The sequence below is a fragment of the Dactylosporangium sp. NPDC000521 genome (assembly GCF_042898305.1).
GTDB lineage: Bacteria > Actinomycetota > Actinomycetes > Mycobacteriales > Micromonosporaceae > Dactylosporangium.
Genome location: NZ_JBIAYW010000015.1, coordinates 170296 through 193586, shown reverse-complemented (window position 1 = coordinate 193586; position 23291 = coordinate 170296). Strand labels below are relative to the sequence as shown.

The following is a 23291-nucleotide window of genomic DNA, read 5'->3' as shown; positions in this document are numbered from 1 at the left end:
GGCGGGCCGCCGCACGCCCCGGGCCGGTCGTGCCTCAGGCGTGCACGAGGCGGGCGGCCTCGACGGCGTCGTGCAGGCGCTGCTCGGCGTCGCGGCTCAGGGAACTGCGCAGCATGCGGCCGCCGAGCTGGAGCGGCGCCATCTGCTCGACGACCTTGTCGACGGTGATCTGGTCGACGAGGAGGAAGAGCACCGCCGAGCCGGGCTGCAGCGACCCGGTGAGGTCCTTCATGAACTTGTCGTCCACGCCGACGTCGGTGCTCTTGCCGGCGAGCGCGCCCGCGCCCGCGCCGATCGCCATGCCGAGGAACGGGGCGAAGAACAGCAGCCCGATCAGGCCGCCCCACATGGCGCCGCTGGCCGCGCCGACGCCGGTCGCGCTCGCCCCCTGGTGCACCTTGACCTTGCCGCTCTCGTTGACCTCCACCACCGCGGCGTCGCGCAGGGTGACGAGCCCTTGCCGCTGCAGGTCGATGATCTTCTCACGGGCGGTCTTCGCGGTGGGGACATCCCGGTACTCGATCGCGATCATCTCGCTCATGGTGTCTCCTCTCACCTGTTGTCCGTGGTGTCACCTGCAACGCTCGCCAAGCCGGTGCCGAACCGCCTCGCCTGCGTCGAGTGACCGGGCGCCGGGTATTCGGTGACCATGTGGATCCAGCGTTTGCCGACGAAGGGGACGTCGTCGGTGCCGTAGCCGCTGCCCGGCACGGCGTACCGGCGGCCGGGGATCGCCAGCTCGACGGCGGTCATCTGGTTCAGCGTCAGCGTGCCGGTCTTGTCGGAGTTGACGGCGGAGGTCGACCCGAGGGTCTCGGTCGACCGCAGCCGTTTGACGATCGCGTTGGACCGGGCGAGCAGCTGGGTCCCCATGGACAGGATCGTCGTGACGACCGCGGGGAGGCCGGTCGGGATGGCCGAGACGGCGAAGGCGACCGCCGCCAGGAACACCACCTGGAAGGCGTTGCCGCGGGCCAGGTTCAGTGCGATCGACAGCGCCAGTGCGACGCCGGCGACGACGAGGATCTGGTTGGTCAGCCGCGACAGCTGGCGGGTCAGCGGGGTCTCGGCGTCCTGGGCCGTCCGCGGCATGCCGGAGATGTGGCCGACCTCGGTCGCCATCCCGGTGGCGGTGACCACGAACTCGGCGGCGAGGGTCAGGTGCCGCCTCCCCCCGGACCGCGATCGGTGTGGTGGTCGTGGGTGGGCGCGTCGAGCCGTTCGAGCAGCGCAGGGGCGGCCCGTTCGCCGGGGGCCGGGAGCCGGCGGCGCGCCTCGAACTCGGCGGTGCGCAGGGTGAGGGTGATGGTGAGCCCGCCGCCGGGGGTGCTCTCGGGTTCGAGGCTGCCGCCCATGGCCTCGGCGAGGCCGCGGGACAGGGCGAGGCCGAGACCGACGCCGGTGGTGTTGTCGCGGTCGCCGAGGCGCTGGAACGGCTGGAAGATCCTGTCCCGGTCGGCGGCCGGGACGCCGGGCCCGTGGTCGATGACGCGGACCTCGACCAGGCCGGCGTGCTCGCTGACGCTGACGAGCGGGGGTCGGCCGGCGGGGCTGTGGCGCAGGGCGTTGGCGATGACGTTGACGAGGATGCGCTCGAGGAGCGCCGGGTCGGCGTGGATCTCGGGCAGGTCGTCGGGGACGACGACCCGGACGCCGGCGGCGGTGTCGCCGAGGTCGTCGAGACCGCAGGAGATCGCCTCGCCCACGCTGATCGCCCGCGGGTGCGTGCCGAGCGCCCCGGCCTGCAGCCGGCTCATGTCGAGGAGGTTCTCGACCAGGCGGTTGAGCCTGTCCAGGGACTCCTCGGCGGTGGCGAGGAGCTCCTCGCGGTCCTCGGCGGAGAACTCGACGTCGTGGCTGCGGAGGCTGCCGACGGCGGCCTTCGCGGCGGCGAGCGGCGTGCGCAGGTCGTGGCTGACGGCGGACAGCAGCGCGGTGCGCAGCTTGTCGGCCTCGGCGAGGGAGCCGGCCGCGGCGGCCTGCTCGGCGAGCCGCTGCTGGCGCAGCGCGATGGCGGCGTGCGCGGCGAACGCCTCGACCAGGCGCCGGTCCGCCGCGGCGAGGATGGGGCCGCACAGCACCAGCGACAGGTCGTCGTCGATCGGCACCTCGGACTGCCCCTCGGCGGGCGACGTGCACGGCGGCCCGCCGACGCTGGCGGCGATCTCCCACGCGCCCGTGTCGCCGCGCGGCTCGGACCCGGCGTCCTCGCCGGTGCGGCGCCGCAACAGGGTGACGCTGGTCAGGCCGAACGCCTCACGGACGCGTTCGAGCAGGGCCGGCAGCGGCCGGTCGCCGTGCAGGACGCCGCCGGCGAGCGTGGACAGGGTCTGTGCCTCGGCGCTGGCCCTGGCCGCCTCCCTGGTGCGCCGGGCGGCGAGGTCGACGACGGTCGACACCGCGGTGGCGACGAGGACGAACGCCAGCAGCGCGAACAGGTTCTCGCGTTCGGCGACGGTGAACCGGTGCAGCGGCGGCGTGAAGAAGTAGTTGAGCAGCAGGAAGCTGCCGACGGCGGCGAGCAGCGCCGGCCACAGCCCGCCGACGAGCGCGACGGCGACGGTCAGGATGAGGAACGCGAGGATGTCGCTGGGCAGCGAGATGTCCTCCTGGACTGCGCCGAGACCCACGGTCAGCAGCGGCAGGCCGAGCGCGGCGAGCGCGACACCGGCCAGGCGCCGCCGGAGGGTGAGCCCGCCGGTGCCGCCGAGGCGGAGCCGGCCGCGCCGGGCGTGCTCGTGGGTGACGAGGTGGACGTCGATCGCGCCCGACTCGGCGGTGGTGGTCACGCCGACGCCGGGGGAGAGCAGCTGGGCGAACCGCTTGCGCCGGCTGGCGCCCAGGACGAGCTGGGTGGCGTTGACGCCGCGGGCGAAGTCGAGCAGCGCGGCGGGCACGTCGTTGCCGACGACCTGGTGGTAGGTGCCGCCGAGGGTCTCCACCAGGACGCGTTGCCGGGCGAGGTTCGCGGGGTCCGCCCCGGCGAGGCCGTCGCCGCGGATGACGTGGACCGCGAGGAGGTCGGCGGCCCTGGTACGGGCGGCGACCCGGGCCGCCCGCCGGATGAGGGTGTCGCCTTCCGGGCCGCCGGTGAGGGCGACGACGACCCGCTCGCGGGCCTCCCACGTGGCGTCGATGTGGTGCTCGGCCCGGTACCGGTCGAGCTGCTCGTCGACCTTGTCGGCGAGCCACAGCAGGGCCAGCTCGCGCAGCGCCGTGAGGTTGCCGACGCGGAAGTAGTTGCCCAGGGCCGCGTCGACCTTCTCCGGGCGGTAGACGTTGCCGTGCGCCATGCGGCGGCGCAGCGCCTCCGGGGTCATGTCGACGAGCTCGATCTGCTCGGCGCGGCGCACGACGGCGTCCGGGACGGTCTCGCGCTGCGGCACGCCGGTGATCTGCTCGACGACGTCGTTGAGCGACTCGAGGTGCTGGATGTTGACGGTGGTGAGCACGGTGACGCCGGCTTCGAGGAGCGTCTCGATGTCCTGGAAGCGCTTGGCGTGCCGGACGCCCGGGACGTTGGTGTGGGCGAGCTCGTCGACGACGACGACCTCCGGGCGGCGGGCCAGGACCGCGTCGAGGTCCATCTCGGTGAACTCGGCACCGCGGTAGGCCACCGTCCTGCGGGGCACGACTTCGAGGCCGGCGAGCATCGCCTCGGTGAAGGGGCGGCCGTGGGTCTCGACGAACCCGACGGCGACGTCGGTGCCGCGCTGCAGCCGGCGGTGGGCCTCTTCGAGCATCTTGTAGGTCTTGCCGACGCCGGGTGCTGCGCCGAGGTAGACCCGCAGCTGTCCACGCGCCATCACTGCACCGTGCCTTCTGTAGGTGGCAGGCCCGCCGCTGGATGGGCGGCGGGCCTGCCCGGGGTCAGCCGCGGACCGGGTGCGCGGCGTCGAGCGCCAGGTTCAGTTGTAGGACGTCGACGCCGGGCTCGCCGACGAACCCGAGGAGCCGCCCGGTGGTGTACCTGTCGACCAGCAGCCGCACCTGCGCCGGCGACATGCCACGGGCGGCCGCGACCCGGCGCACCTGCAGCCGGGCGTAGGCGACGCTGATGTGCGGGTCGAGCCCGCTGCCGCTGGCGGTGACCGCGTCGGCGGGGACCGCGGGCCGGGCCGGTGCGTCGCCCCGGACCGGTGTCACCACGCCCTTGCCGTAGTCCCCGCCGGGGGTGGCGCGCTCGACCTCGACCCCGTCGTAGGTGGCGAGGAACGGCTCGCCGGGGCCCGTCTCGTTGAGGCTCACGACCCGGGTCACCGGGCCGGTCGCGCCGTCGCGGCGGAACACGGCGAGGACCGCGCCGACCCCGCCGGCGGTGCAGTAGGGCCGGCCGCCGTCGACGCCTTCGAGGTCGCCGATCGCCTTGCTGCGGGCGCAGACCTGGGTCAGCAGGCTCGGCTTGTCCGGGCTGTCCACGACGTTCTCCGGGCCCAGGTTGCTGGCGGACGTCGAGGTGGGGTCGTAGCCGTCGCCGGCCGCGGACGGCCGGGACTGGAAGTACTGCTTGAGCGGCTTGCCGTCGCCGCCGGTGTACGCCTGGCCGATGAGCCGGCTGCCGACTGCCTGCCCGTCCTTGTCGACGATCGAGCCGCCGGCCCGGCCGGACAGGCCCGGTATCCGGCCGATGCCGACCATGAGCAGCGGGTAGACGAGACCGAGCAGGACGGTGAGGACGAGCAGCGCGCGCAGGGCGGCGAGGTGCTGGGCGAGCCAGGCTGGGAGGCGCATCAGGAGATCCCCGGAATCCAGGCGATGAGCAGGTCGATGAGTTTGATGCCGATGAACGGCACGACGACGCCGCCGGCGCCGTAGACGAGCAGGTTGCGGCGCAGCATCGACGCGGCGGATCCCGGCCGGTACCGCACCCCGCGCAGGGCGAGGGGGATGAGCGCGACGATGACGAGGGCGTTGAAGATGACCGCGGACAGGATCGCCGAGGTGGGCGAGTCGAGGCGCATGATGTTGAGCCGGTCGAGGCCGGGGTAGATCGCGGCGAACATGGCCGGGATGATGGCGAAGTACTTGGCGATGTCGTTGGCGATGGAGAACGTGGTGAGGGCGCCGCGGGTGATGAGCAGCTGCTTGCCGATCTCGACGATCTCGATGAGTTTCGTCGGGTCGGAGTCGAGGTCGACCATGTTGCCGGCCTCCTTCGCGGCGCTGGTGCCGGTGTTCATGGCGACGCCGACGTCGGCCTGGGCGAGGGCCGGGGCGTCGTTGGTGCCGTCGCCGGTCATCGCGACGAGCCTGCCGCCCTCCTGCTCGCGTTTGATGAGGGCCATCTTGTCCTCGGGGGTGGCCTCGGCGAGGTAGTCGTCGACGCCGGCCTCCTCGGCGATCGCCCTGGCCGTCAGCGGGTTGTCGCCGGTGATCATGACGGTGCGGATGCCCATGCGGCGCATCGCGTCGAAGCGCTCCCGCATGCCCTGCTTGACGACGTCCTTGAGGTGGATGACGCCCAGGGCGCGGGCCGGCGCTTCGCCGACGCGTTCGGCGACGACGAGCGGCGTGCCGCCCGCCCCGGAGATCGCGTCGACGATCTCCCCGACTTCGCCGGCCGGATGCCCGCCGTTTTCGCGCACCCACTTCATGACGGCGGCCGCGGCGCCCTTGCGGACCTGCCGGTCGCCGACGTCCACGCCGGACATCCGGGTCTGCGCCGTGAACGGCACCCAGGTGGCGCCGCCGAGCTCTCCGGCGGTGCGCTCCCGCAGGCCGTGCGCGGTCTTCGCGTACACCACGATGCTGCGACCCTCGGGGGTCTCGTCCGCGAGGCTCGACAGTTGTGCGGCGTCCGCCAGTTCCCCGGGCGTCACGCCGTCGGCGGTGAGGAAGTCGCCGGCCTGCCGGTTGCCGAGGGTGATGGTGCCGGTCTTGTCCAGCAGCAGCGTGTTGACGTCGCCGGCGGCCTCGACGGCGCGGCCGGACATGGCCAGGACGTTGCGTTGCACGAGGCGGTCCATGCCGGCGATGCCGATCGCGGACAGCAGCGCCCCGATCGTCGTCGGGATGAGGCAGACGAGCAGTGAGACGAGGACGATGCCGGTGACGCCGTCGCCGTTCAGGGCGAGGCTGTCGGGCGCGAACGCCTGCACGCCCTTGGAGTAGATCGCCAAGGGCTGCAGGGTGGCGACGGCGAGCAGGAAGATGATCGTCAGCGAGGCGAGGAGGATGTTGAGGGCGATCTCGTTCGGCGTCTTCTGCCGGCTGGCGCCTTCGACGAGGGCGATCATCCGGTCGATGAAGCTCTCGCCCGGCTTCTGGGTGATCTTCACGACGATCCGGTCGGACAGCACGCGGGTGCCGCCGGTGACGGCGCTGCGGTCGCCGCCGGACTCGCGGATGACGGGTGCGGACTCGCCGGTGATGGCGGACTCGTCGACGGAGGCGATGCCCTCGATGACGTCGCCGTCGCCCGGGATGATCTGGCCCGCCTCGACGACGACGACGTCACCCAGCTTGAGCTCGCTCGCCTTGACGGTCGTGCCGTCGCGCAGGTGCGCCATCGTGTCCTGTTTCGCGCGGCGCAAGGTGTCGGCCTGGGCCTTGCCGCGGCCTTCGGCGACGGCCTCGGCGAGGTTCGCGAACACGACCGTCAGCCACAACCAGGCGGTGATCAGCCAGGCGAAGACGCTCGGGTGCAGGACCGCCAGGACGGTGGTGAAGACCGAGCCGATCTCCACGATGAACATGACCGGGTTGTGCCACAGCGTGGCCGGGTTGAGCTTGCGCAGCGCGTCCGGGGTGGACCTCCAGAGCTGCCGGTGATCGAGCAGCCCGCCGGTGACGGTCATGCGTTTCCCTTGAGATGCGGTCAGTGTACTCATCGGATGCCTTCCGCGAGCGGGCCGAGCGCGAGGGCCGGCAGGTAGGTGAGCGCGACCACGATCACGGTGACCGCGACGACCATGCCGATGAACAGGGGTTGGTACGTCCTGAGCGTCCCCGCCGACTGCGGCACGGGGACCTGCCGGGCGAGGGAGCCGGCGAGGCCGAGGACGAGGATGATCGGCAGGAAGCGGCCCAGCAGCATGCACAGCCCGAGGGCGGTGTTGTAGAACGTGGTGTTGACGGAGATGCCGGCGAACGCGGAGCCGTTGTTGTTCGACGCGGACGTGAACGCGTACAGCACCTCGGACAGGCCGTGCGCGCCGGGGTTGGCCATCGAGGCCCGCGCGGTCGCCGAGCCCATCGCGGCGGCGGTGCCGACGAGGACCAATGCCGGTGTGGTGAGCAGGTACAGCGACGCGAACTTGATCTCGCGGGCGCCGATCTTCTTGCCCAGGTACTCCGGCGTCCGGCCGACCATCAGCCCGGCGACGAAGACGGTGATGACGGCGAGGATGAGCATGCCGTACAGGCCGGAACCGACACCGCCGGGCGCCACCTCGCCGAGCATCATGTTGAGCATCGTCACCATGCCACCGAGCGACGTGTACGAGTCGTGGAACGAGTTGACCGCGCCCGTGGACGTGAGGGTGGTGACGGCCGCGAAGGTCGCCGACTGGGACACGCCGAAGCGGGTCTCGGTGCCCTCCGTGGCCGCGCCGGCGGCGGTGGGGACCGTCCCGCCGTGCGCGAGCTGCAGGGCGTTGATCGCGACGACGCTGCCGATCGCGAGGACCGCCATGACGGCGGCGATCGCGAGCCCCTGCCGTCTGTCGCCGACCATGCGGCCGAAGACGCGGGGGAGGCTGAACGGGATGAGCAGGATCAGGAACAGCTGGACCCAGTTCGTCCAGCCGGTCGGGTTCTCGAACGGGTGGGCGCTGTTGGCGTTGTAGAACCCGCCGCCGTTGGTGCCGAGCTCCTTGATGACCTCCTGGCTGGCGACCGGCCCGCCGGTGATGGTCTGGCGGCCGCCGGTCAGGGTCGTGACGTCGGTGCCGCCGCTGAGGTTCTGCACCACGCCGCCGGCGATGAGCACGACCGCGGCGACGGCCGCGACCGGCAGCAGGATCCGCACGCAGATGCGGACCAGGTCGACCCAGAAGTTGCCGAGCTCGGTGGTCTTCGACCGGGCGAAACCGCGGACGAGGGCCACCGCGACGGCGATGCCGACGGCGGCGGAGGTGAAGTTCTGCACGGCGAGGCCGGCCATCTGCACGAGGTGACCCATCGTCGACTCGCCTGAGTACGACTGCCAGTTGGTGTTGGTGACGAAGCTGACGGCCGTGTTCCAGGCCTGGTCGGGCTGGACCGGGTCGAAGCCGAGCGACAGCCACAGATGGTTCTGGACCCGCTGGAACAGGTACAGGGCCAGGATCGAGACGGCGGAGAACGCCAGGACGCTGCGGGCGTACACGCCCCAGGACTGCTCGCCGTCGGGGTTCACGCCGACGGCCCGGTAGACGAGCCGTTCGGCCCGGGTGTGCCGGGCCGAGGTCACCGACGCGTACATGTGATCGCCGAAGGGCCGGTACACCAGCACCAGGGCGACGATCAGCGAGGCGGCGAACACCACGCCCGCCGTGGCGGTGCTCATCAGAACCGCTCCGGGAAGAGCAGGGCCGTCACCAGGAACGCCGTGAGGGCGACGGCGAGGATGAGACCGACGAGGTTCTCGGCGTTCACAGCCGCTCCACCGCCCGCACCACCAGGCCGAGGACCGCGAACAACGCGATCGTCAGCAGCACGAACCACAGGTCAGCCACGAGGGATCTCCTCCTGCACGAACTCGACGTCAACGCTTGGCGGCCGGCGTCCGGCCGCATCCGAAGTGAAGTCCCGCAGGGCGGCTATGCCCAGGTGCGTTGGCGACATCCATACGGCCGGCGCCGGGTCCTTGACGCCTTCTTAACGCCCACCGGCCCGTGCGACGTCACCGCGGCGTGAGCGTCGTGCGCCGCAGCCGTTGCACCCCCAGGTACGCCGCCGTGACGAGCAGCCCGACATAGACGTCGTTCTCGAACCACCCGAACGTCGTCTGCTGCTGCGGCCCGAACGTCGTCGGGTAGTAGAAGACGGAGATCCCCAGCAGCGCCGCGAGGTAGGCGAGCACCGACCCCTGCGCCACCCGCCCGGTCCGCCTGGCCAGCACCGCCGACCCGAACCCCACGGCGTAGAACGCCCACGCGAGCGGGGTCGTCACGGTGAACGCCGGGTCCTCGATGCCCTCTACCCGCGCGTAGACGGTGTGCCCCGCCGACAGCGTGAAGGCGGCGAAGAGCACGTGCGACATGTGCCGGCCGTACGATGCCGTCCGCCTGTCGCTCAGGGTGCCGAGGGCGGTGGTCGGTGTGGTGGTCATGGTCTGTCCTCTCGTCGTGACGGCGGGATGCCGTCGACCCCCAGCCTCGGGCCGCGCCGGGCGCCGTCCCACCCACAGCGACCCCACACCGGCACCACAGCCGGCCGTCGTGCCGAGTCGCCGCCGCGCACGGCACCGCCGGTTAGCATCTGACCTGTGGAGGCGGCTGCGGCATTCGGCGACTTCGCCGTCGTGCTGCGCCGCCTGCGCGAGTCGCGGTCGCTGACCCAGGAGGAGCTCGCGGAGCGGGCGGGCCTCACGGCGAAGGCGATCGGCGCCCTCGAGCGCGGCGAACGGCGCCGGCCCTACCCGCACACCGTGCGTTCGCTCGCCGACGGGCTCGCCCTCGACGACGACGACCGGGCGGCCCTCGTCGCCGCGGTCCCCGGCCGGGACGCCGCGCCGCGGGCGGCCGGGCCGGCCCCACCGGCGGGCCCCTGGTGGAGCAGCGAGCCCCCGCCGCCGGCCGACCGGGTCACCGCGCCGTCACCGGCGCCCGGCGGCTCCCGCTACGCCCCGGCCGGCCCGACGACACCGCTCATCGGCCGCGAGGGTGCGCTCGCCGAGCTGCTCGCGCTGCTGGGCTCGGGCACGCGCCGGCTCGTGACGGTCACCGGCCCCGGCGGGGTGGGCAAGACCCGGCTGGCGATGGAGGTGCTGCGGCTCGCGGCGCCGGACTTCCCCGGCGGCGCCCAAGGCGTCGACCTCTCGGCGGTGCGGGAGCCGAAGCTCGTCGTGCCGACGATCGCCGCGGCGCTCGGGCTGCCCGACACGGTCGGCGTCGACCCCCTCGACGCGCTCGTCCCGCACCTGGCCGGCCTGCGGATGCTGCTGGTGCTCGACAACCTGGAGCAGCTGACCCAGGCGGCGCCGGTGCTCGCCGGCCTCGTGGCGCGCTGCCCTGACCTCGTCGTGGTGGCGACCAGCCGTGCGCCGCTGCGGGTCCGCGCCGAGCACGAGTTCGTGCTGGGTCCGCTCACCACGCCCACCGCCGACGACGTGGACGCGGTGGCCTCGTCGCCCGCCGTCGCCCTGCTCCTCGACCGGGCCGCGGCCGCCGGGTCCCCCACGGTCGTCACCGACGCCGACGCTCCCGCCCTGGCCGCGATCGTACGGCGGCTCGACGGGCTCCCCCTCGCGGTCGAGCTCGCGGCGCCCGGCCTGCGGCTGCTCTCCCCGTGGGCCCTCCTCACCCGGTTGGAACAGCCGGGCCCCGGCGCCGCCCCGCGCGACCTGCCCGAGCGGCACCGCACGATGGCCGCGGTGCTCGAGTGGAGCATGGATCTCCTCGAGCCCGAGGAGATCGCCCTCTTCGAGCGTCTGGCGGTCATCAGCGGCGGGTTCTCCCTCGACACGGTCGAGGCCGTCGCCGGAGAGGGCGCCGACGTGCTGCCCGCCCTCGGTGCGCTCGTCGACCAGTCGCTGGTGCTTCGTGTGCCGTCGCCCGACCGGCAGCCACGCTTCCGGCTGCTGGAGCCGGTGCGGCAGTTCGCGATGCGGCGGCTGCACGCGTCCGGGCTGGCCACCGCGACCGCCGACCGGCACGCCGCGCACTTCCACGCGCGGGCCACGGCGTCCGCCGCGCTGCTGGAGGGGCCGGACCTCGTGGCCGTGCTCGACGGGCTCGACGCCGACCACGCCAACCTGCGGTCGGCGTTCCTGCGCCTGATCGAGCTCGACCGGGACGTGGACGCCGCCGAGCTCGCCGGGAGTGTCTGGCTCTACCTCGCGCTGCGCGGTCACGCCCGCGAGGGGCTCGCGTGGCTGGAGCGGATCGGGCCCGGAGCCTCCGACGTCGCCCGCTGCCGCGCCCTGACCGGCCGGCTCGGGCTGCAGTTGCTGGCCGGCGACACCGTCTCGATGCGCAGGGACGCCGGCGCCGCGGTGGCGCTGGCCGGTCGGGTGGCCGAGCCGGCGGTGACGTGCGAGGTCCTGGCCCTGGCCGGCCAGGCGGCGGTCTTCGCGGGTGCCCTCGACGACGCCGACGAGCTGCTGGCCCGCGCGCTGACGCAGGCGGAGGCCGCCGGTCGTCGCTGGGTGGCCGTGCACACCAGGCTCGCGCAGTGCCAGCGCGCCCTGGTCGCACACGACCTCGCGACGGCGGGGCTGATCCTGCCGGAGGCGGTGCGCGCGGCCCGCGCGGTCGGCAACGCGTTCACCCTGGCCACCGCGCTCAACGTGCACGCGACGCTCACCGAGCTGCTCGGCGACGAGCCGGCGACCGCCACGCTGCTCGGTGAGGCGGTGGCCCTGTCGCTCGCCGGCCGGATGAGCTGGACCCTCGGCTACGCGCTGCCCGCCCTGGCGAGCCTCGCGCAACGGGTGGGCGACCCGGCGTCCGCGGCCTGGCTCTTCGGGGCGGGCGCCTGGATCTCGGCGGCGGACGCCGTCGACCCCACCTTCCCGGTCTCGCGGGCGCTCTCCGACCGCGGGCTCGACGCCACCCGGACCGCTCTCGGGGAACCGCGGTTCGCCCGTGAGTGGGACGCCGGGCGCGCCGCGAGCGACACCGAGATCCAGGCCCGCGCCGCGGTGGTCACGACGCGTGCAGGCGGCGGACGTAGCGCTTGAACTGTCCCGCGCCGACGGTCTTCAGCAGGAGCCGGACCGGGAGCGGGAGGTTGCCGAGCATGCGGGCGCGCTCCTCGGCGTCGGCGTCCTGGAGCACCAGGCCGAACATGATCGGCAGCTGGCTGGGGGTCATCGTGTCCTTGCCGTGCTGCCCCATCTGGTTCCACTCGGCGGCGGTGACGTGGCGCGCGGCCAGCGGCAGTATCTCGCGCTCCTCGAGATCGAGGTGCTCGAGCAGGGCCGCCGTGAACCGCTCACAGAGGGTCGCGAGGTGCTCGCCGGCGTCCGCGGTCGGGGTGGCCTCCCAGGTGGCGAGCGCGGGGGTGATGGCCTCGACGTGCCCGTCGATGCCGTGGTGCTGGGCCTGCATCGTCTCGACGAGCCCGGTCGACGGCGCCGACCGCTCGACCAGCAGCGGCCAGAGCACGATGTCCTCGCCGGTGTGGTGCATCTCGAGGCCGGCGGCGCAGAGGCGCAGGTGGTTCGCGACGATCTTCGCGCGGCGGGTGTCGCCAACGGGGGTGCGGCGGACATGGCCGGCGGCGGCGCCGAACTCTCGCCGGAAGGCGCGGTGGACGACCACCATCTCGTGGACGTCGGGGCGCCGGTCGGTGCGGGTCAGGGCGGTCACGGTGACTCCTCGTGGCTGGACGGATCTGGTGCGTCCAGCCTCCCGGCCGGTGCCGTCCCACCCCACCCACAGCGCCTGCACACTCGCCCCACACTCGTTCCGCACCGCGTGGCCGGGGTGCGGGGCTCCGCCCCCGGCGGCCATCCGCGCTGGATGAGGGCGCCTCATGGCGCTATCGCGGTGCTGGTGTGGCCCGCCGCCACCCTGCGGCTGCCCGGCCTGCTGGCCGGCATCTGGCTGATCGTGCCTGACAGGGTGGAGACGGGCGGCCGGCCGGGCGTGACGCAGGGGTGCCGGGGTAACTGGCCGCGGTGGTCGCGTGGTTGGATCGGTGCCAGCGCCGGCACTCCTGGCTGGGGTTCCCGCTGGCGGTGGCGTACAAGTTCGTCGACGACCGCGGCCCGTATCTTGCCGCGATGGTGGCGTATTACGGCTTCGTCTCGCTGTTTCCGCTGACCCTGCTGTTCCTCACCGCGCTGGGCTTCGTCCTGGAGGCAAACCCCGACCTGCACCAGCAGCTGGTGCACTCGGCCGTGGGGGATCTGCCGGCCATCGGGCCGGAGCTGGAGCGCAACGTCAGCGGGCTGGTCGGCAGCGGCACGCGCCTGGCGCTCAGCCTCCTCGGCGCGCTGTACGGCGGGCTGGGGGCGATGCAGGCCGCGCAGGCCGGGATCAACCACATCTACGGCGTCCCGCGCAACGAACTGCCCGATCCGATGCGGTCCAGGCTGCGCAGCCTCGGCCTGTTGCTGATGCTCGGCGGCGCGGTGCTGCTGTCGGCGGCGGGCGCCACGTTCGTGACCTTCGCCAACCAGCTCACCGGCTGGTCCGGGCCCGTACCGCAGGTCCTCGGCTACCTGCTGACGTTCGTGATCAATACCGTCATCTTCACCGCGGCGATGCAACTGCTGACCGTCCGGAAACTGCGGGTGCGCCAGGTCATCACCGGCGGGTTGATCGCCGCGACCTCCTGGTTGGCACTGCAGACCTTCGGCGCGCAGTACGTCGCCGCCCGGCTCAGCCGCGCGAGCGAGCTCTACGGCGCGTTCGGGCTCGTCCTGGCCGCCCTCGCCTGGATCTACCTGCAAGCGTTCGTGCTGATGCTCTGCGTCGAGATCAACATGATCGCGAACTACCACCTGTGGCCCCGGGCCCTGCTCGCCCCGTTCGCCGACGAGGCCGAGCTGACCGAGGCCGACCGGCGGATCTACGCGACGTTCGCGGAGGCGCAGCGATTCAAGAGCTTCCAGACGGTGCGGGTCGACTTCGACCGGCCGCCGCGGCGGTAGGCATCGTCAGACCGTGGTGGGTGCGGCGGCCGGCACGGGCACCGGCACCGTGTCGAGCACCTCACGCCCGCGACCGCCGTCCCTGTTGTGTGCATGAGCACGGGCAGTCGCGCTGGTGCTTGTAACGGTGCAACCATGAACGGGCGGTAAACGCGCGACAGTGCTCTGCCCGCCCCGCCAGGCGCGGCCTCGTGGGAGGCGAGGCCGGTCCACAGCGCTGTGGACATCCGGCAATCGGCTCAGCGGGTGCTCGGACAGGCAAAATCGGAAGGACGACGGTGTCGGTACAGGACAAACTTGACTCGATCTTCACCGCGGTGGTGCACCGCAACCCTGGTGAGAGCGAGTTCCACCAGGCCGTTCGGGAGGTGCTCGACAGCGTCGCCCCCGCTCTGGAGAAGCACCCGGAGTACGCCCAGGCCAAGATCATCGAGCGGATCTGCGAGCCGGAGCGGCAGATCATCTTCCGGGTGCCGTGGGAGGACGACCGGGGCGAGGTGCACATCAACCGCGGGTTCCGGGTGGAGTTCAACTCCGCGCTGGGCCCGTACAAGGGCGGCCTGCGGTTCCACCCGTCGGTCTACCTGGGGATCGTGAAGTTTCTCGGATTCGAGCAGCTGTTCAAGAACGCCCTGACCGGCATGCCGATCGGAGGTGGCAAGGGCGGGTCGGACTTCGACCCGAAGGGCCGCTCCGACCGTGAGGTGATGCGCTTCTGCCAGTCGTTCATGACGGAGCTGTACCGGCACATCGGCGAGTACACCGACGTGCCCGCCGGCGACATCGGCGTCGGCGGCCGCGAGATCGGCTTCCTGTTCGGGCAGTACAAGCGGATCACGAACCGGTATGAATCCGGCGTGCTCACCGGCAAGGGTCTCGTGTACGGCGGTGCCCAGGTGCGCCGGGAGGCGACCGGCTACGGCGCGGTGTTCTTCGCCGAGGAGATGCTGCGCGCCGCCGGTGACAGCATCGACGGCAAGCGCGTGGTGGTGTCCGGCTCCGGCAACGTGGCCATCTACGCCATCGAGAAGGTCCACCAGCTCGGCGGCCTCGTGGTCGCCTGCTCCGACTCGTCCGGCTACGTGCGCGACGACAAGGGCATCGACGTGGCGGCCCTCAAGGAGGTCAAGGAGGTCCAGCGGGAGCGTCTCGGGCACTACGTGCACCACCGCCCGCACGCGACCTTCGTGCCGGGCGGCAACGTGTGGCGGGACGTGCCGTGCATGGTCGCCATCCCGAGCGCCACGCAGAACGAGATCGACGAGACCGACGCGGCCGCGCTGATCGCCGGCGGCTGCACGGCGGTGGTCGAGGGCGCGAACATGCCGACGACGCCGGCCGCGGTCCGCCTGTTCGAAGAGGCCGGCGTGCGCTTCGCGCCGGGCAAGGCCGCCAACGCCGGCGGGGTCGCGGCCAGCGCGCTGGAGATGCAGCAGAACGCCAGCCGCGACTCGTGGACGTTCGAGTACTCCGAGCAGCGGCTGCACGGCATCATGCGCGACATCCACGCCCGCTGCTTCGCCACCGCCGAGGAGTACGGCATGCCGGGCAACTACGTCGCCGGCGCCAACATCGACGGATTCCGGATGGTCGCCGAAGCGATGCTCGCCCACGGGCTGATCTGACCGGCGCGGCCGTCGTCCGCTCCACATCGACGGGTGGCACGCCCGCCGGCCCGGCGGGCGTCGCCACCGCGCCGCGCCCGCTTGGCGGGCAGGGGTGCGACAACTCCTCGTGCGGCGACATAGCAGAACGGTCAACGTGGCGGAAGTACACTCTGAAGCCGACGAGGGGTCGCAAGCAGGTCTCCGAGCAGGTCTTTCGAACCGGCGACGGAGGCGTTCGCCCGCAGCGGTCCGCCGCCATGGGCGTCATCGGCGACGCCGCGAAGGGAGCATCATGACCAGGGCGGCTGAGACGCCCACGGCCCGCCAGCAGCGCGTGTGGGACCGCAACGCACCCGGCTATGACCGGCAGATCGGCCTCTTCGAGCGGATCTGGTTCACCGGCGGACGGGAGTGGCTCGGTGCCCGCGCGCACGGCCGCGTCCTCGAGGTCGCCGTGGGCACCGGCCGCAGCCTGCCCCACTACCGGCCGGACACCGTCCTCACCGGCATCGAGCTGAGCCCGGCGATGCTGGCGATCGCCGGGCAGCGCGCCGCCGGCCTCGGCCGGACCGCGGACCTGCGGCAGGGCGACGCCGAGCACCTGCCCTTCCCCGACGCCACCTTCGACACGGTGGTGTGCGCGCTGGCGCTGTGCACCATCCCGCACCCGGCCGCCGCGATCGCCGAGATGCACCGCGTCCTCGTCCCCGGCGGCACCCTGCTGCTGCTCGACCACGTCGGCAGCAGCTGGCCACCGGTCCGCGCCGCCCAGTGGCTGCTCGAGCAGCTCACCGGCCGCACGGCGGGCGAGTACTTCACCCGCCGCCAGCTGCCCCTCGTGCACGCCGCCGGCTTCCACGTCGAGGAGACCGAACGGCGCAAGGCCGGCACCATCGAACGCATCCACGCCCGCAAGCCGGTCTCCTGAGGCGGCCGTGGCGGCGACGGCGGTCGGGAGCCAGGTGCGAACGTCGGAAGTACCGCCACCATCCGGGCATTTCGTCCCTCCGGTGACGACAACCCATCGACCGGTACGTGGCACCCGATGGTGTGACGTCGTGTGCGGGTACCGCCACCCTCGGGCATCTCGCCCCTCCGGCTACGGCAGCCCGTTGACCAGCGCCCGACGGCCGGAAGCTGCGCTTCGGCGCGTCTCACCGCACGCCATGCGCAGGTCGCCGCCCCGGCCCGGCCGGCCGGACCCGCCACCCGGCCATACGGCGGGCGCACGTTCGCTGGAACATGGGTTAGCCTTCTGCGGTGCAATCACCCGGAATGAGCGTGGCGGATCGAGCATGATCTGTGTAGTTGGCTCCGGCCCGGCCGGCGTCGCGGCTGCGGTCGCGCTGACCAGGCAGGGTCATCACGTGACGATCCTGGATGCCGGCCTGTCATTGGAGCCCGAGCGTCAGGTGAGCGTCGGGCGGATGGCCGGCCTGGCGCCGGCGCAGTGGGACGCCCGGGACGTCGCGACGGTCAAGGAGAACATGGCCTCCGGAGCGAGCGGGGTCCCGTTGAAGGTGATCTTCGGCTCCGACTTCCCGTACCGGGAGGCCGAGCAGCACCTGCCACGCCGGGCGACCAACGTCGGCCTGCTGCCGTCGTTCGGCAAGGGCGGCTTCGGCAACGTCTGGGGAGCGGCGGCCCTGCCGTACCTCGACGACGAGCTCGGCAACTGGCCGATCAAGCCCGGGGAGCTGCACCCGGCATTCGAGGGCGTCCTGTCGTTCGTCGGGCTGTCCGGCGCGGACGACGACCTTGCCGAGCGGTTCCCGCCGTTCACCGACCGGCTGGAGCACCTGCCGGCGAGCCGGCAGGTCGACGCGTTCCTGGGCGACCTGCGCCGCAACAAGGACGAGCTGCGGCGGCAGGGTTTCCTGTTCGGACGGGCGCGGCTCGCCGTGGCCAGCCGAAACGCGGACGGGCACGCGTGCGAGCGGTGCGGCCTGTGCATGTTCGGCTGCCCGTACGGGCTGATCTACAACCCGGCGCGGACCCTCGCCGACCTCATCGGCCAGCAGAAGGTGACCTACATCCCGGGCGTCATCGTCACCAGATTCACCGAGCGTGACGGTGAGGTCCACATCGAGGGCCGGGATCGTGTCACGGGCGAGCCGGTGCACCATGTCGCCTCCAGGCTGTACGTCGCCGGTGGGGTGCTGTCCACCACGAAGCTGTACCTCGAGTCGATCGGCGCCTACGACCACGAGGTGGTCATCCGCGACAGCCAGTACTTCCTGCTGCCGACGCTGCGCTACGCGGGTGCCCCGGGTGTGTTCGACGAAGGCCTGCACACGCTGTCGCAGGCGTTTCTCGAGGTGTTCGACCCGGAGCTGTCCGCCAAGAGCATCCACCTGCAGCTCTACACCTACAACGAGCTGTACCGCGATGCCATCCGCGCCACCCTGCGGGCCGCCTACCCGGCGTTCCGGCCGATGTCGTCGGCGGTGCTGCAGCGGATGCTGCTGATCCAGGGGTACCTGCACTCGGACCTCTCCGGCGAGATCGGCCTCACGCTGCGTCGCGACGGCACGCTCGACCTGCAGGGCCGGCGCGGCCCGCAGACCCGCCGGGTGCTCAAGAAGCTCGCCGCGAAGCTGCGCCGCAACCGCTCGCTGCTCAGGACGGTGCCGCTGAGCCCGGCGATGAAGCTCGGCGAGCCGGGCCGCGGCTTCCACTCCGGTGGGACACTGCCGATGCGGCAGGAGCCGGGTGACTTCGAGACGGACCCGCTGGGTCGCCCCGCCGGGTTCGAGCGGGTGCACCTCGTCGACTCCACCGTCTTCCCCGACATCGCGGCCAGCACGATCACGCTGACGGTCATGGCCAACGCCTACCGCATCGGCGCACATGAGGAGGCAGGACGATGACAGGGGTCGTGGCCGTCACCGGCGCTTCGGGATATCTCGGCTCGCGGATCGCCGACGGGTTCGCCCGCGACGGATGGTTGGTCCTGCGGATGAGCCGGGGCAACCCCGACGCGCGGTTCAGCTTCGCCGACGGCGCCCCCGCCGGGCTGTTCCGTGACAACGGCGTCACCGCGCTGGTGCACTGCGCCTGGGACCTCACGGTGAGCAAGCGCGCCGACCTCGAGGCGCTCAACGTGCAGGGCTCCATCCGGCTGATGGAGCAGGCCCGCGCCGAGGGCGTCAAGACGATCGTGTTCATCTCGACCATCAGCGCGTTCCCCGGCTGCAAGAGCGACTACGGCCAGACCAAGCTCGAGGTCGAAGAGGCGGCCCGCCGGCTGGGCGCCCTTGTGGTGCGGCCCGGCCTCGTCTTCGGTGACCAGCCCGGCGGCATGGTCGGCGCGCTCAACGGCGCGGTGGGGAAGCTGCCACTGGTGCCGCTGATCGGCAACGGCCGGCAGGTGCTGTTCCCGGCGCACGAGGACGACGTGGTCGCCCTCATCCGCCGGCTGGTCGCACAGCCCGACCTGGTCAAGCCCGGCGAGCCGGTGATCGCCGCGAGCGAGCAGGGCTGGACCTTCCGGCGCATCCTCGCGGAACTGGCCGCCCGCCGGGGCCGCAAGGTCCGCGCCGTGCCCATCCCGTGGCGGGCGATCTGGCTGCCGTTCAAGGCGGCCGAGTCAATCGGCCTGCGACTGTCGTTCCGCAGCGACAGCGTCGTGAGCATCGTCAACCAGGACCCGTCCCCCGACTTCGCGCCGACTCGTGCGGCCGGCGTCACGTTCCGCGATTTCGCACCCCCAACCCCCACAGAGGATCTTTTGAATGCCTAGCAACAGCGAGGTCATCGAGGTCAGCGTCGTCCTGCCCTGCCTCAACGAGGCGGAGACCGTCGAGGTCTGCGTCCGCAAGGCCCTTGCCGGCCTTGCGGAGCTCGGCGTGGTGGGCGAGGTCGTGGTCTCGGACAACGGGTCGACCGACGGCTCACAGGCGCTCGCCACCGCCGCCGGGGCGCGGGTCGTCCACGCCCCGATCCGTGGCTACGGCGGCGCGCTCATCAACGGCATCGAGATGGCCCGCGGCAAGTACGTCATCATGGGCGACGCCGACGACTCCTACGACCTGGGCAACCTCGGGCCGTTCATCGAGGAGCTGCGCACCGGCAAGGACGTCGTGATGGGCAACCGGTTCAAGGGCGGCATCAAGCCCGGCGCGATGCCGCCGCTGCACCGGTACCTCGGCAACCCGGTCCTGTCGTGGCTCGGCCGGGTGCTGTTCACGCTGCCGGGCGTCGGCGACTTCCACTGCGGCCTGCGTGGCTTCAACCGCGCCCGGATCCGCGAGCTCGGGCTGTGCATGCCGGGCATGGAGTTCGCCAGCGAGCTGGTCATCCGCGCCGCCCTGGCCAAGTACTCGATCAGCGAGGTGCCCACCACGCTGCAGCCGGACGGCCGCAGCCGCCCGCCGCACCTGCGGACCTGGCGCGACGGCTGGCGCCACCTGCGCTTCCTGCTGATCTTCGCGCCGAAGCGCACCCTGCTCATCCCCGGACTGGTCATCGGGCTCGTCGGCCTGCTGGGCACCGGCTGGCTCATCCCCGGCGAGCAGCACGTGTTCGGCGTCTCCTTCGACGTGAGCGCGCTGGTGTACTTCTGCCTGGCCGTACTGGTCGGTGGCCAGCTGCTGATCTTCGGTGGTTTCGCGCGGTTGTTCGGCGTGCAGGAAGGCATCACGCATGAGGACAAACACGCGCGTTGGACCCGTTGGCTGAGCTTCGAGCGGTGCGTCGGGGCCGGTCTGACGCTCGCGCTGGCCGGCGTGATCGGCACGGTGTTCGCGGTCAGCGACTGGGGCAGCACCGGGTTCGGTGAGCTCGACCCGAAGCAGACGCTGCGCATCGTGCTGCCGTCGGCGACGGCGATCGCGTTCGGCGTCATCCTGGTCTTCTCGGGGTTGTTCGCCAGCCTGCTGTCACTGCGTCCGGCGACCCGCCGCACCGCCGCGCCGGCCGCCGTGGCCGACGCACCGGTCCAGGTCCCGGCGCAGCGCCGGCCCGCCGAGGCGCCCGAGACCGTCGACGTCTGAGCTTCCACGACGCGAAGAGGGGCCGGTCCGCCATTCGGACCGGCCCCTTCGCGTGTCGTCGCCTTGCGGTGAGGGCCGCGCTGTCGTCGCCGACCGGGTCAGGTGAGGGCCGCGCTGTCGTCGCCGACCGGGTCAGGTCGACGGGTCGAGCGCGGCCTCGACGGCGATCTGCTCCATCCCGCGCAGGAACGCCTCCGCGTCGCCCGGCGAGACGAAGTGGGTGTCCATGAACACGGTGATCTGCATCGTGTCCGGCACGTCGTCGATGTGGACGAACAGCCGCTCGAAGGGGTCGTCCTGCCGGATCGTCCAGCGGAACGTGGTGTCGCTGCCGGAGAGCGCCTCGCGGATCTGTTCCGGCGTCGGCGCCGGGCCGGTGGAGCCCGCCCGGGTGGTGATCCGCCGGTCGTTGTAGAAGCAGCCGAGGTCGAGGTCCGGGCCCCGCTCCGCGGCCACTCTCGCGATCAGGTCCTGCAGGTGCACCGGATGGAAGTAGGCGTGCTTGTACGCCGTCATCGCCGCCCGCTGGGTCCGCGTGAGCACCTCGGCGAACGGTACCCCCGCGACATCCAGCGCACAGAGACCGCTTTCGGCGACAGTGCACACCACGTCGGCGAGGGCGGGGCGGAACCGGTTGTTCACGGTGGGCCGGAACACCACCGGATTGATCCCGGTCATCCGGTGCAGCGCCACCCCGTATACGGCCATCAACACCGGTGAGGCGTCCATGCCGGCCCGGGCGGCGATCGCCCGCGTCGCCAGGTGCAGCGCCCGGGACCTGAACTCGCCCCGCCAATGGCGTGGCTGTCGCGGGTCGTCCGACCCGGCGAACCGGCGGGCCGGGATGGTCCGCAGCAGCCGTTCCCAGTAGCGCAGCGCCGCCTCGTTCTGCCGGACACCGGCCGGCGAACGCTGCCAACGAGCCTGCTCCAGCGGCTGCATCCCGTTGACCGGCGTGGCCACCCGCGCGCCGGACTCGGCGATCATCACCGCGGCGCCCGAACCGTCGGTGACCAGGTGGCACATGATGGCGACCAGGTGCGTCGGCAGGCCGGACCGGACCACCACACCCATCCGCAGCGGCCACTGCGTCACGAAGTCGTAGTCGGTCTCCTCGTACCGCCGCCGCATCGCGTCGGCGAGCTCCGCCGGGTCGTCGTCATCGCCTGCGACGACGACGTCCAGCGCGATCTCGCCCGAGCTGGAGACCACCTGGGACGGCCGGTCGTCGGCGTCGAAGCGCAGCCGGGTCCGCATCGGCTGATAGCGGCTCATCAGGTAGCGGAGGTTCGCCACGACGTCGTCCAGGCTGGTGCCGGCGGGCAACGGCGTCGCGCCGCCCATGGGCAGCCAGGAATTCTGGCGCCGCATCGCCATCCACAGGTCCAGCTGGCCCCAGGACAGGTCGTCGACACCGGAACCCTCGCCCTCGAAGGCGACAATGATCTGCTCTGCCATGCCAGCGATCCCTCCGTGTCATCGCGACCCTCATCGATACCGGCAGCATCGTACAGTTTCTTTACAGATAGACCTGGACATCACCGCGACGAGTCTCGGACGGATCCGCGGGCCGGGCCGCCGTCGCCGGCGCAGCTGTCCGGGTGGCCGGATGCCAGGGCCGCTGACGTGCGGAAACGCGGCGGGATGACTTTGCGGGTGATCCGCCGGACCGTACACTCGGCGGCACGTTGCCGGGTTCAGGGCGTCCTTCGGGCCCTGTGTGGCTACCCGGCGGCGAGGTGGCCGACGGCACAAGCCGCTTCCTCGCCCGACCAACTCCGCCACGTGCGCGCCTGCCTCGTGGCGTGGGGTCGTCCGTGCCTTTCCCGGTCAGCGACCGAAGCCTAGGGAGATCATGAGAACAGCAGCCATTACTGTAGGAACGGTGTGCGCCGCACTCATCGCGTTCATGTTCGCCGCCAAGCACCCGTCCCGTTCCTCGCACCCGCCGCAGACGGGGGTCGGCCTCCACGTCAGCGGCAGGAACATCGTCGAGGCCAACGGCAACAGCTTCGTCATGCGCGGCGTCAGTCACCCGTACGCCTGGCACAAGGACCAGAACCAGTCGTTCGCCGACATCAAGAGACTGGGTGCCAACTCCCTGCGTGTCGTGCTGACGGACGGCGTCGGCGCCGGTGAGGTGTCCGACGTCATCGCGCGGTGCAAACAGAACCGGCTCATCTGCGTCCTGGAGTACCACGACACCACCGGGTACGGCGAGAAGGACGACGCCAAGGCCCTGGACGCCGCCGCCGGGTACTGGACCGGGGTGAAGAGCGTCCTCGCCGGCCAGGAGGACTTCGTCGTCATCAACGTCGGCAACGAGCCGTTCGGCAACAACGACACCGCGGGCTGGGCCGGCGCGACGAGCGGAGCGGTCAAGAAGCTGCGCGACGCCGGCCTGCGGCACCTGATCATGGTCGACGGGCCGAACTGGGGACAGGACTGGTCGGGCGTCATGCGTGGCAACGCCTCGTCGGTGTTCAACAGCGACCCGCGGCGCAACATCGTGTTCTCGGTCCACATGTACGGCGTGTACGGCACCGCCTCGAAGGTCACCGACTACTACGACGCCTTCCAGAACACCGGGCTGCCGCTGGTGGTCGGTGAGTTCGGGTGGAAGCACACCGACGGCGACGTGGACGAGGACACCATCATGAACGAGGCGCAGTCCCGCGGGATCGGATACCTCGGCTGGTCGTGGAGCGGCAACAGCGGCGGCGTCGAGTACCTCGACATGGCCACCGGCTTCGACCCCAGCCGGTTGACCGAGTGGGGGCAGCACATCTTCAACAGCGCCAACGGCATCCGGGCGACCGCGAAGGAAGCCACCGTCTACGACGATCGGGCAATGGCCGGGTAGGGCCGCATCTCGGCCTGGGGGCACCACCCGCCCCCGCCCGGCCGAGGCCGCCGGCCCCACTACGCCGGTACTACTCCAAAAGT

Annotated in this window: 18 protein-coding genes; 8 read left to right on the top strand and 10 right to left on the bottom strand. The window is 72.0% G+C overall.

The features are described from left to right. Positions 1-34: 34 nt before the first annotated feature. The 8 genes from ACFY3L_RS38300 to ACFY3L_RS38265 form a co-directional block, all read right to left on the bottom strand. The gene (locus ACFY3L_RS38300) at positions 35-541 is read right to left on the bottom strand and encodes a DUF1269 domain-containing protein (protein ID WP_389335902.1); all 507 of its coding nucleotides are present in this window, start codon (positions 539-541) and stop codon (positions 35-37) included. An 11-nt stretch (positions 542-552) separates the two neighbouring features. Continuing rightward, on the bottom strand, positions 553-1140 hold the full coding sequence (locus tag ACFY3L_RS38295) for an HAD-IC family P-type ATPase (protein WP_389335899.1): 588 nt from the start codon (positions 1138-1140) through the stop codon (positions 553-555). Between the two features lie 17 nt (positions 1141-1157). Then, entirely contained in the window at positions 1158-3806 is a 2649-nt protein-coding gene (locus tag ACFY3L_RS38290; RefSeq protein ID WP_389335896.1) for a DUF4118 domain-containing protein, read from the bottom strand. Between the two features lie 64 nt (positions 3807-3870). Further along, on the bottom strand, positions 3871-4731 hold the full coding sequence (locus ACFY3L_RS38285; RefSeq protein WP_389335893.1) for a potassium-transporting ATPase subunit C: 861 nt from the start codon (positions 4729-4731) through the stop codon (positions 3871-3873). Next, positions 4731-6797 (bottom strand): potassium-transporting ATPase subunit KdpB, encoded by a 2067-nt coding sequence (kdpB, locus tag ACFY3L_RS38280; protein ID WP_389335890.1) that lies wholly within the window; start codon positions 6795-6797, stop codon positions 4731-4733. The genes ACFY3L_RS38285 and kdpB overlap by 1 nt, the downstream gene beginning before the upstream one ends. 29 nt (positions 6798-6826) lie before the next feature. Continuing rightward, a complete protein-coding gene (gene kdpA / locus ACFY3L_RS38275) occupies positions 6827-8488 on the bottom strand; it encodes a potassium-transporting ATPase subunit KdpA (protein WP_389335887.1) in 1662 nt (553 codons plus the stop codon). Next, complete coding sequence (gene kdpF / locus ACFY3L_RS38270; protein WP_389335884.1) at positions 8488-8577, bottom strand: K(+)-transporting ATPase subunit F; 90 nt, start codon at positions 8575-8577, stop codon at positions 8488-8490. Before kdpF ends, kdpA begins: the two co-directional genes overlap by 1 nt. A 247-nt stretch (positions 8578-8824) precedes the next feature. Further along, positions 8825-9253: a hypothetical protein gene (locus tag ACFY3L_RS38265; RefSeq protein ID WP_389335881.1), complete on the bottom strand. Its 429-nt coding sequence runs from the start codon at positions 9251-9253 to the stop codon at positions 8825-8827. Positions 9254-9409: 156 nt separating this feature from the next. On the opposite strand from ACFY3L_RS38265, the gene ACFY3L_RS38260 reads away from it, so the two are divergent. Beyond that, positions 9410-11824, top strand: coding sequence for an ATP-binding protein (locus tag ACFY3L_RS38260; protein WP_389335878.1), 2415 nt, complete (start codon positions 9410-9412; stop codon positions 11822-11824). Here the strand turns inward: ACFY3L_RS38260 and ACFY3L_RS38255 are convergent. Further along, positions 11790-12455: a hemerythrin domain-containing protein gene (locus ACFY3L_RS38255; protein ID WP_389335875.1), complete on the bottom strand. Its 666-nt coding sequence runs from the start codon at positions 12453-12455 to the stop codon at positions 11790-11792. The two genes, ACFY3L_RS38260 and ACFY3L_RS38255, sit on opposite strands and share 35 nt — an antisense overlap. Before the next feature lie 323 nt (positions 12456-12778). Here ACFY3L_RS38255 and ACFY3L_RS38250 point away from each other — a divergent pair, with 323 nt between their 5' ends. The 6 genes from ACFY3L_RS38250 to ACFY3L_RS38225 all read left to right on the top strand — a co-directional run bounded on the left by ACFY3L_RS38250 (position 12779) and on the right by ACFY3L_RS38225 (position 20345). Next, a complete protein-coding gene (locus ACFY3L_RS38250) occupies positions 12779-13744 on the top strand; it encodes a YihY/virulence factor BrkB family protein (RefSeq protein ID WP_389335872.1) in 966 nt (321 codons plus the stop codon). Between the two features lie 278 nt (positions 13745-14022). Continuing rightward, on the top strand, positions 14023-15369 hold the full coding sequence (gdhA, locus tag ACFY3L_RS38245; RefSeq protein ID WP_389335869.1) for an NADP-specific glutamate dehydrogenase: 1347 nt from the start codon (positions 14023-14025) through the stop codon (positions 15367-15369). 274 nt (positions 15370-15643) lie between these two features. Further along, positions 15644-16279, top strand: a complete 636-nt coding sequence (locus ACFY3L_RS38240) for a class I SAM-dependent methyltransferase (protein WP_389335866.1) — start codon at positions 15644-15646, stop codon at positions 16277-16279. A gap of 238 nt (positions 16280-16517) precedes the next feature. Beyond that, positions 16518-18221, top strand: coding sequence for an NAD(P)-binding protein (locus tag ACFY3L_RS38235; protein WP_389335863.1), 1704 nt, complete (start codon positions 16518-16520; stop codon positions 18219-18221). Next, entirely contained in the window at positions 18218-19093 is an 876-nt protein-coding gene (locus ACFY3L_RS38230) for an NAD-dependent epimerase/dehydratase family protein (protein WP_389335860.1), read from the top strand. Before ACFY3L_RS38235 ends, ACFY3L_RS38230 begins: the two co-directional genes overlap by 4 nt. Next, entirely contained in the window at positions 19086-20345 is a 1260-nt protein-coding gene (locus ACFY3L_RS38225) for a glycosyltransferase family 2 protein (protein ID WP_389335857.1), read from the top strand. Before ACFY3L_RS38230 ends, ACFY3L_RS38225 begins: the two co-directional genes overlap by 8 nt. A 132-nt stretch (positions 20346-20477) precedes the next feature. On the opposite strand, the gene ACFY3L_RS38220 is transcribed toward ACFY3L_RS38225, so the two are convergent. Continuing rightward, positions 20478-21803, bottom strand: a complete 1326-nt coding sequence (locus ACFY3L_RS38220; protein WP_389335855.1) for a condensation domain-containing protein — start codon at positions 21801-21803, stop codon at positions 20478-20480. Positions 21804-22230: 427 nt separating this feature from the next. Between ACFY3L_RS38220 and ACFY3L_RS38215 the strand changes: the two genes are divergently transcribed. After that, positions 22231-23208, top strand: coding sequence for a glycoside hydrolase family 5 protein (locus tag ACFY3L_RS38215; RefSeq protein ID WP_389335852.1), 978 nt, complete (start codon positions 22231-22233; stop codon positions 23206-23208). Positions 23209-23291 lie beyond the last annotated feature (83 nt).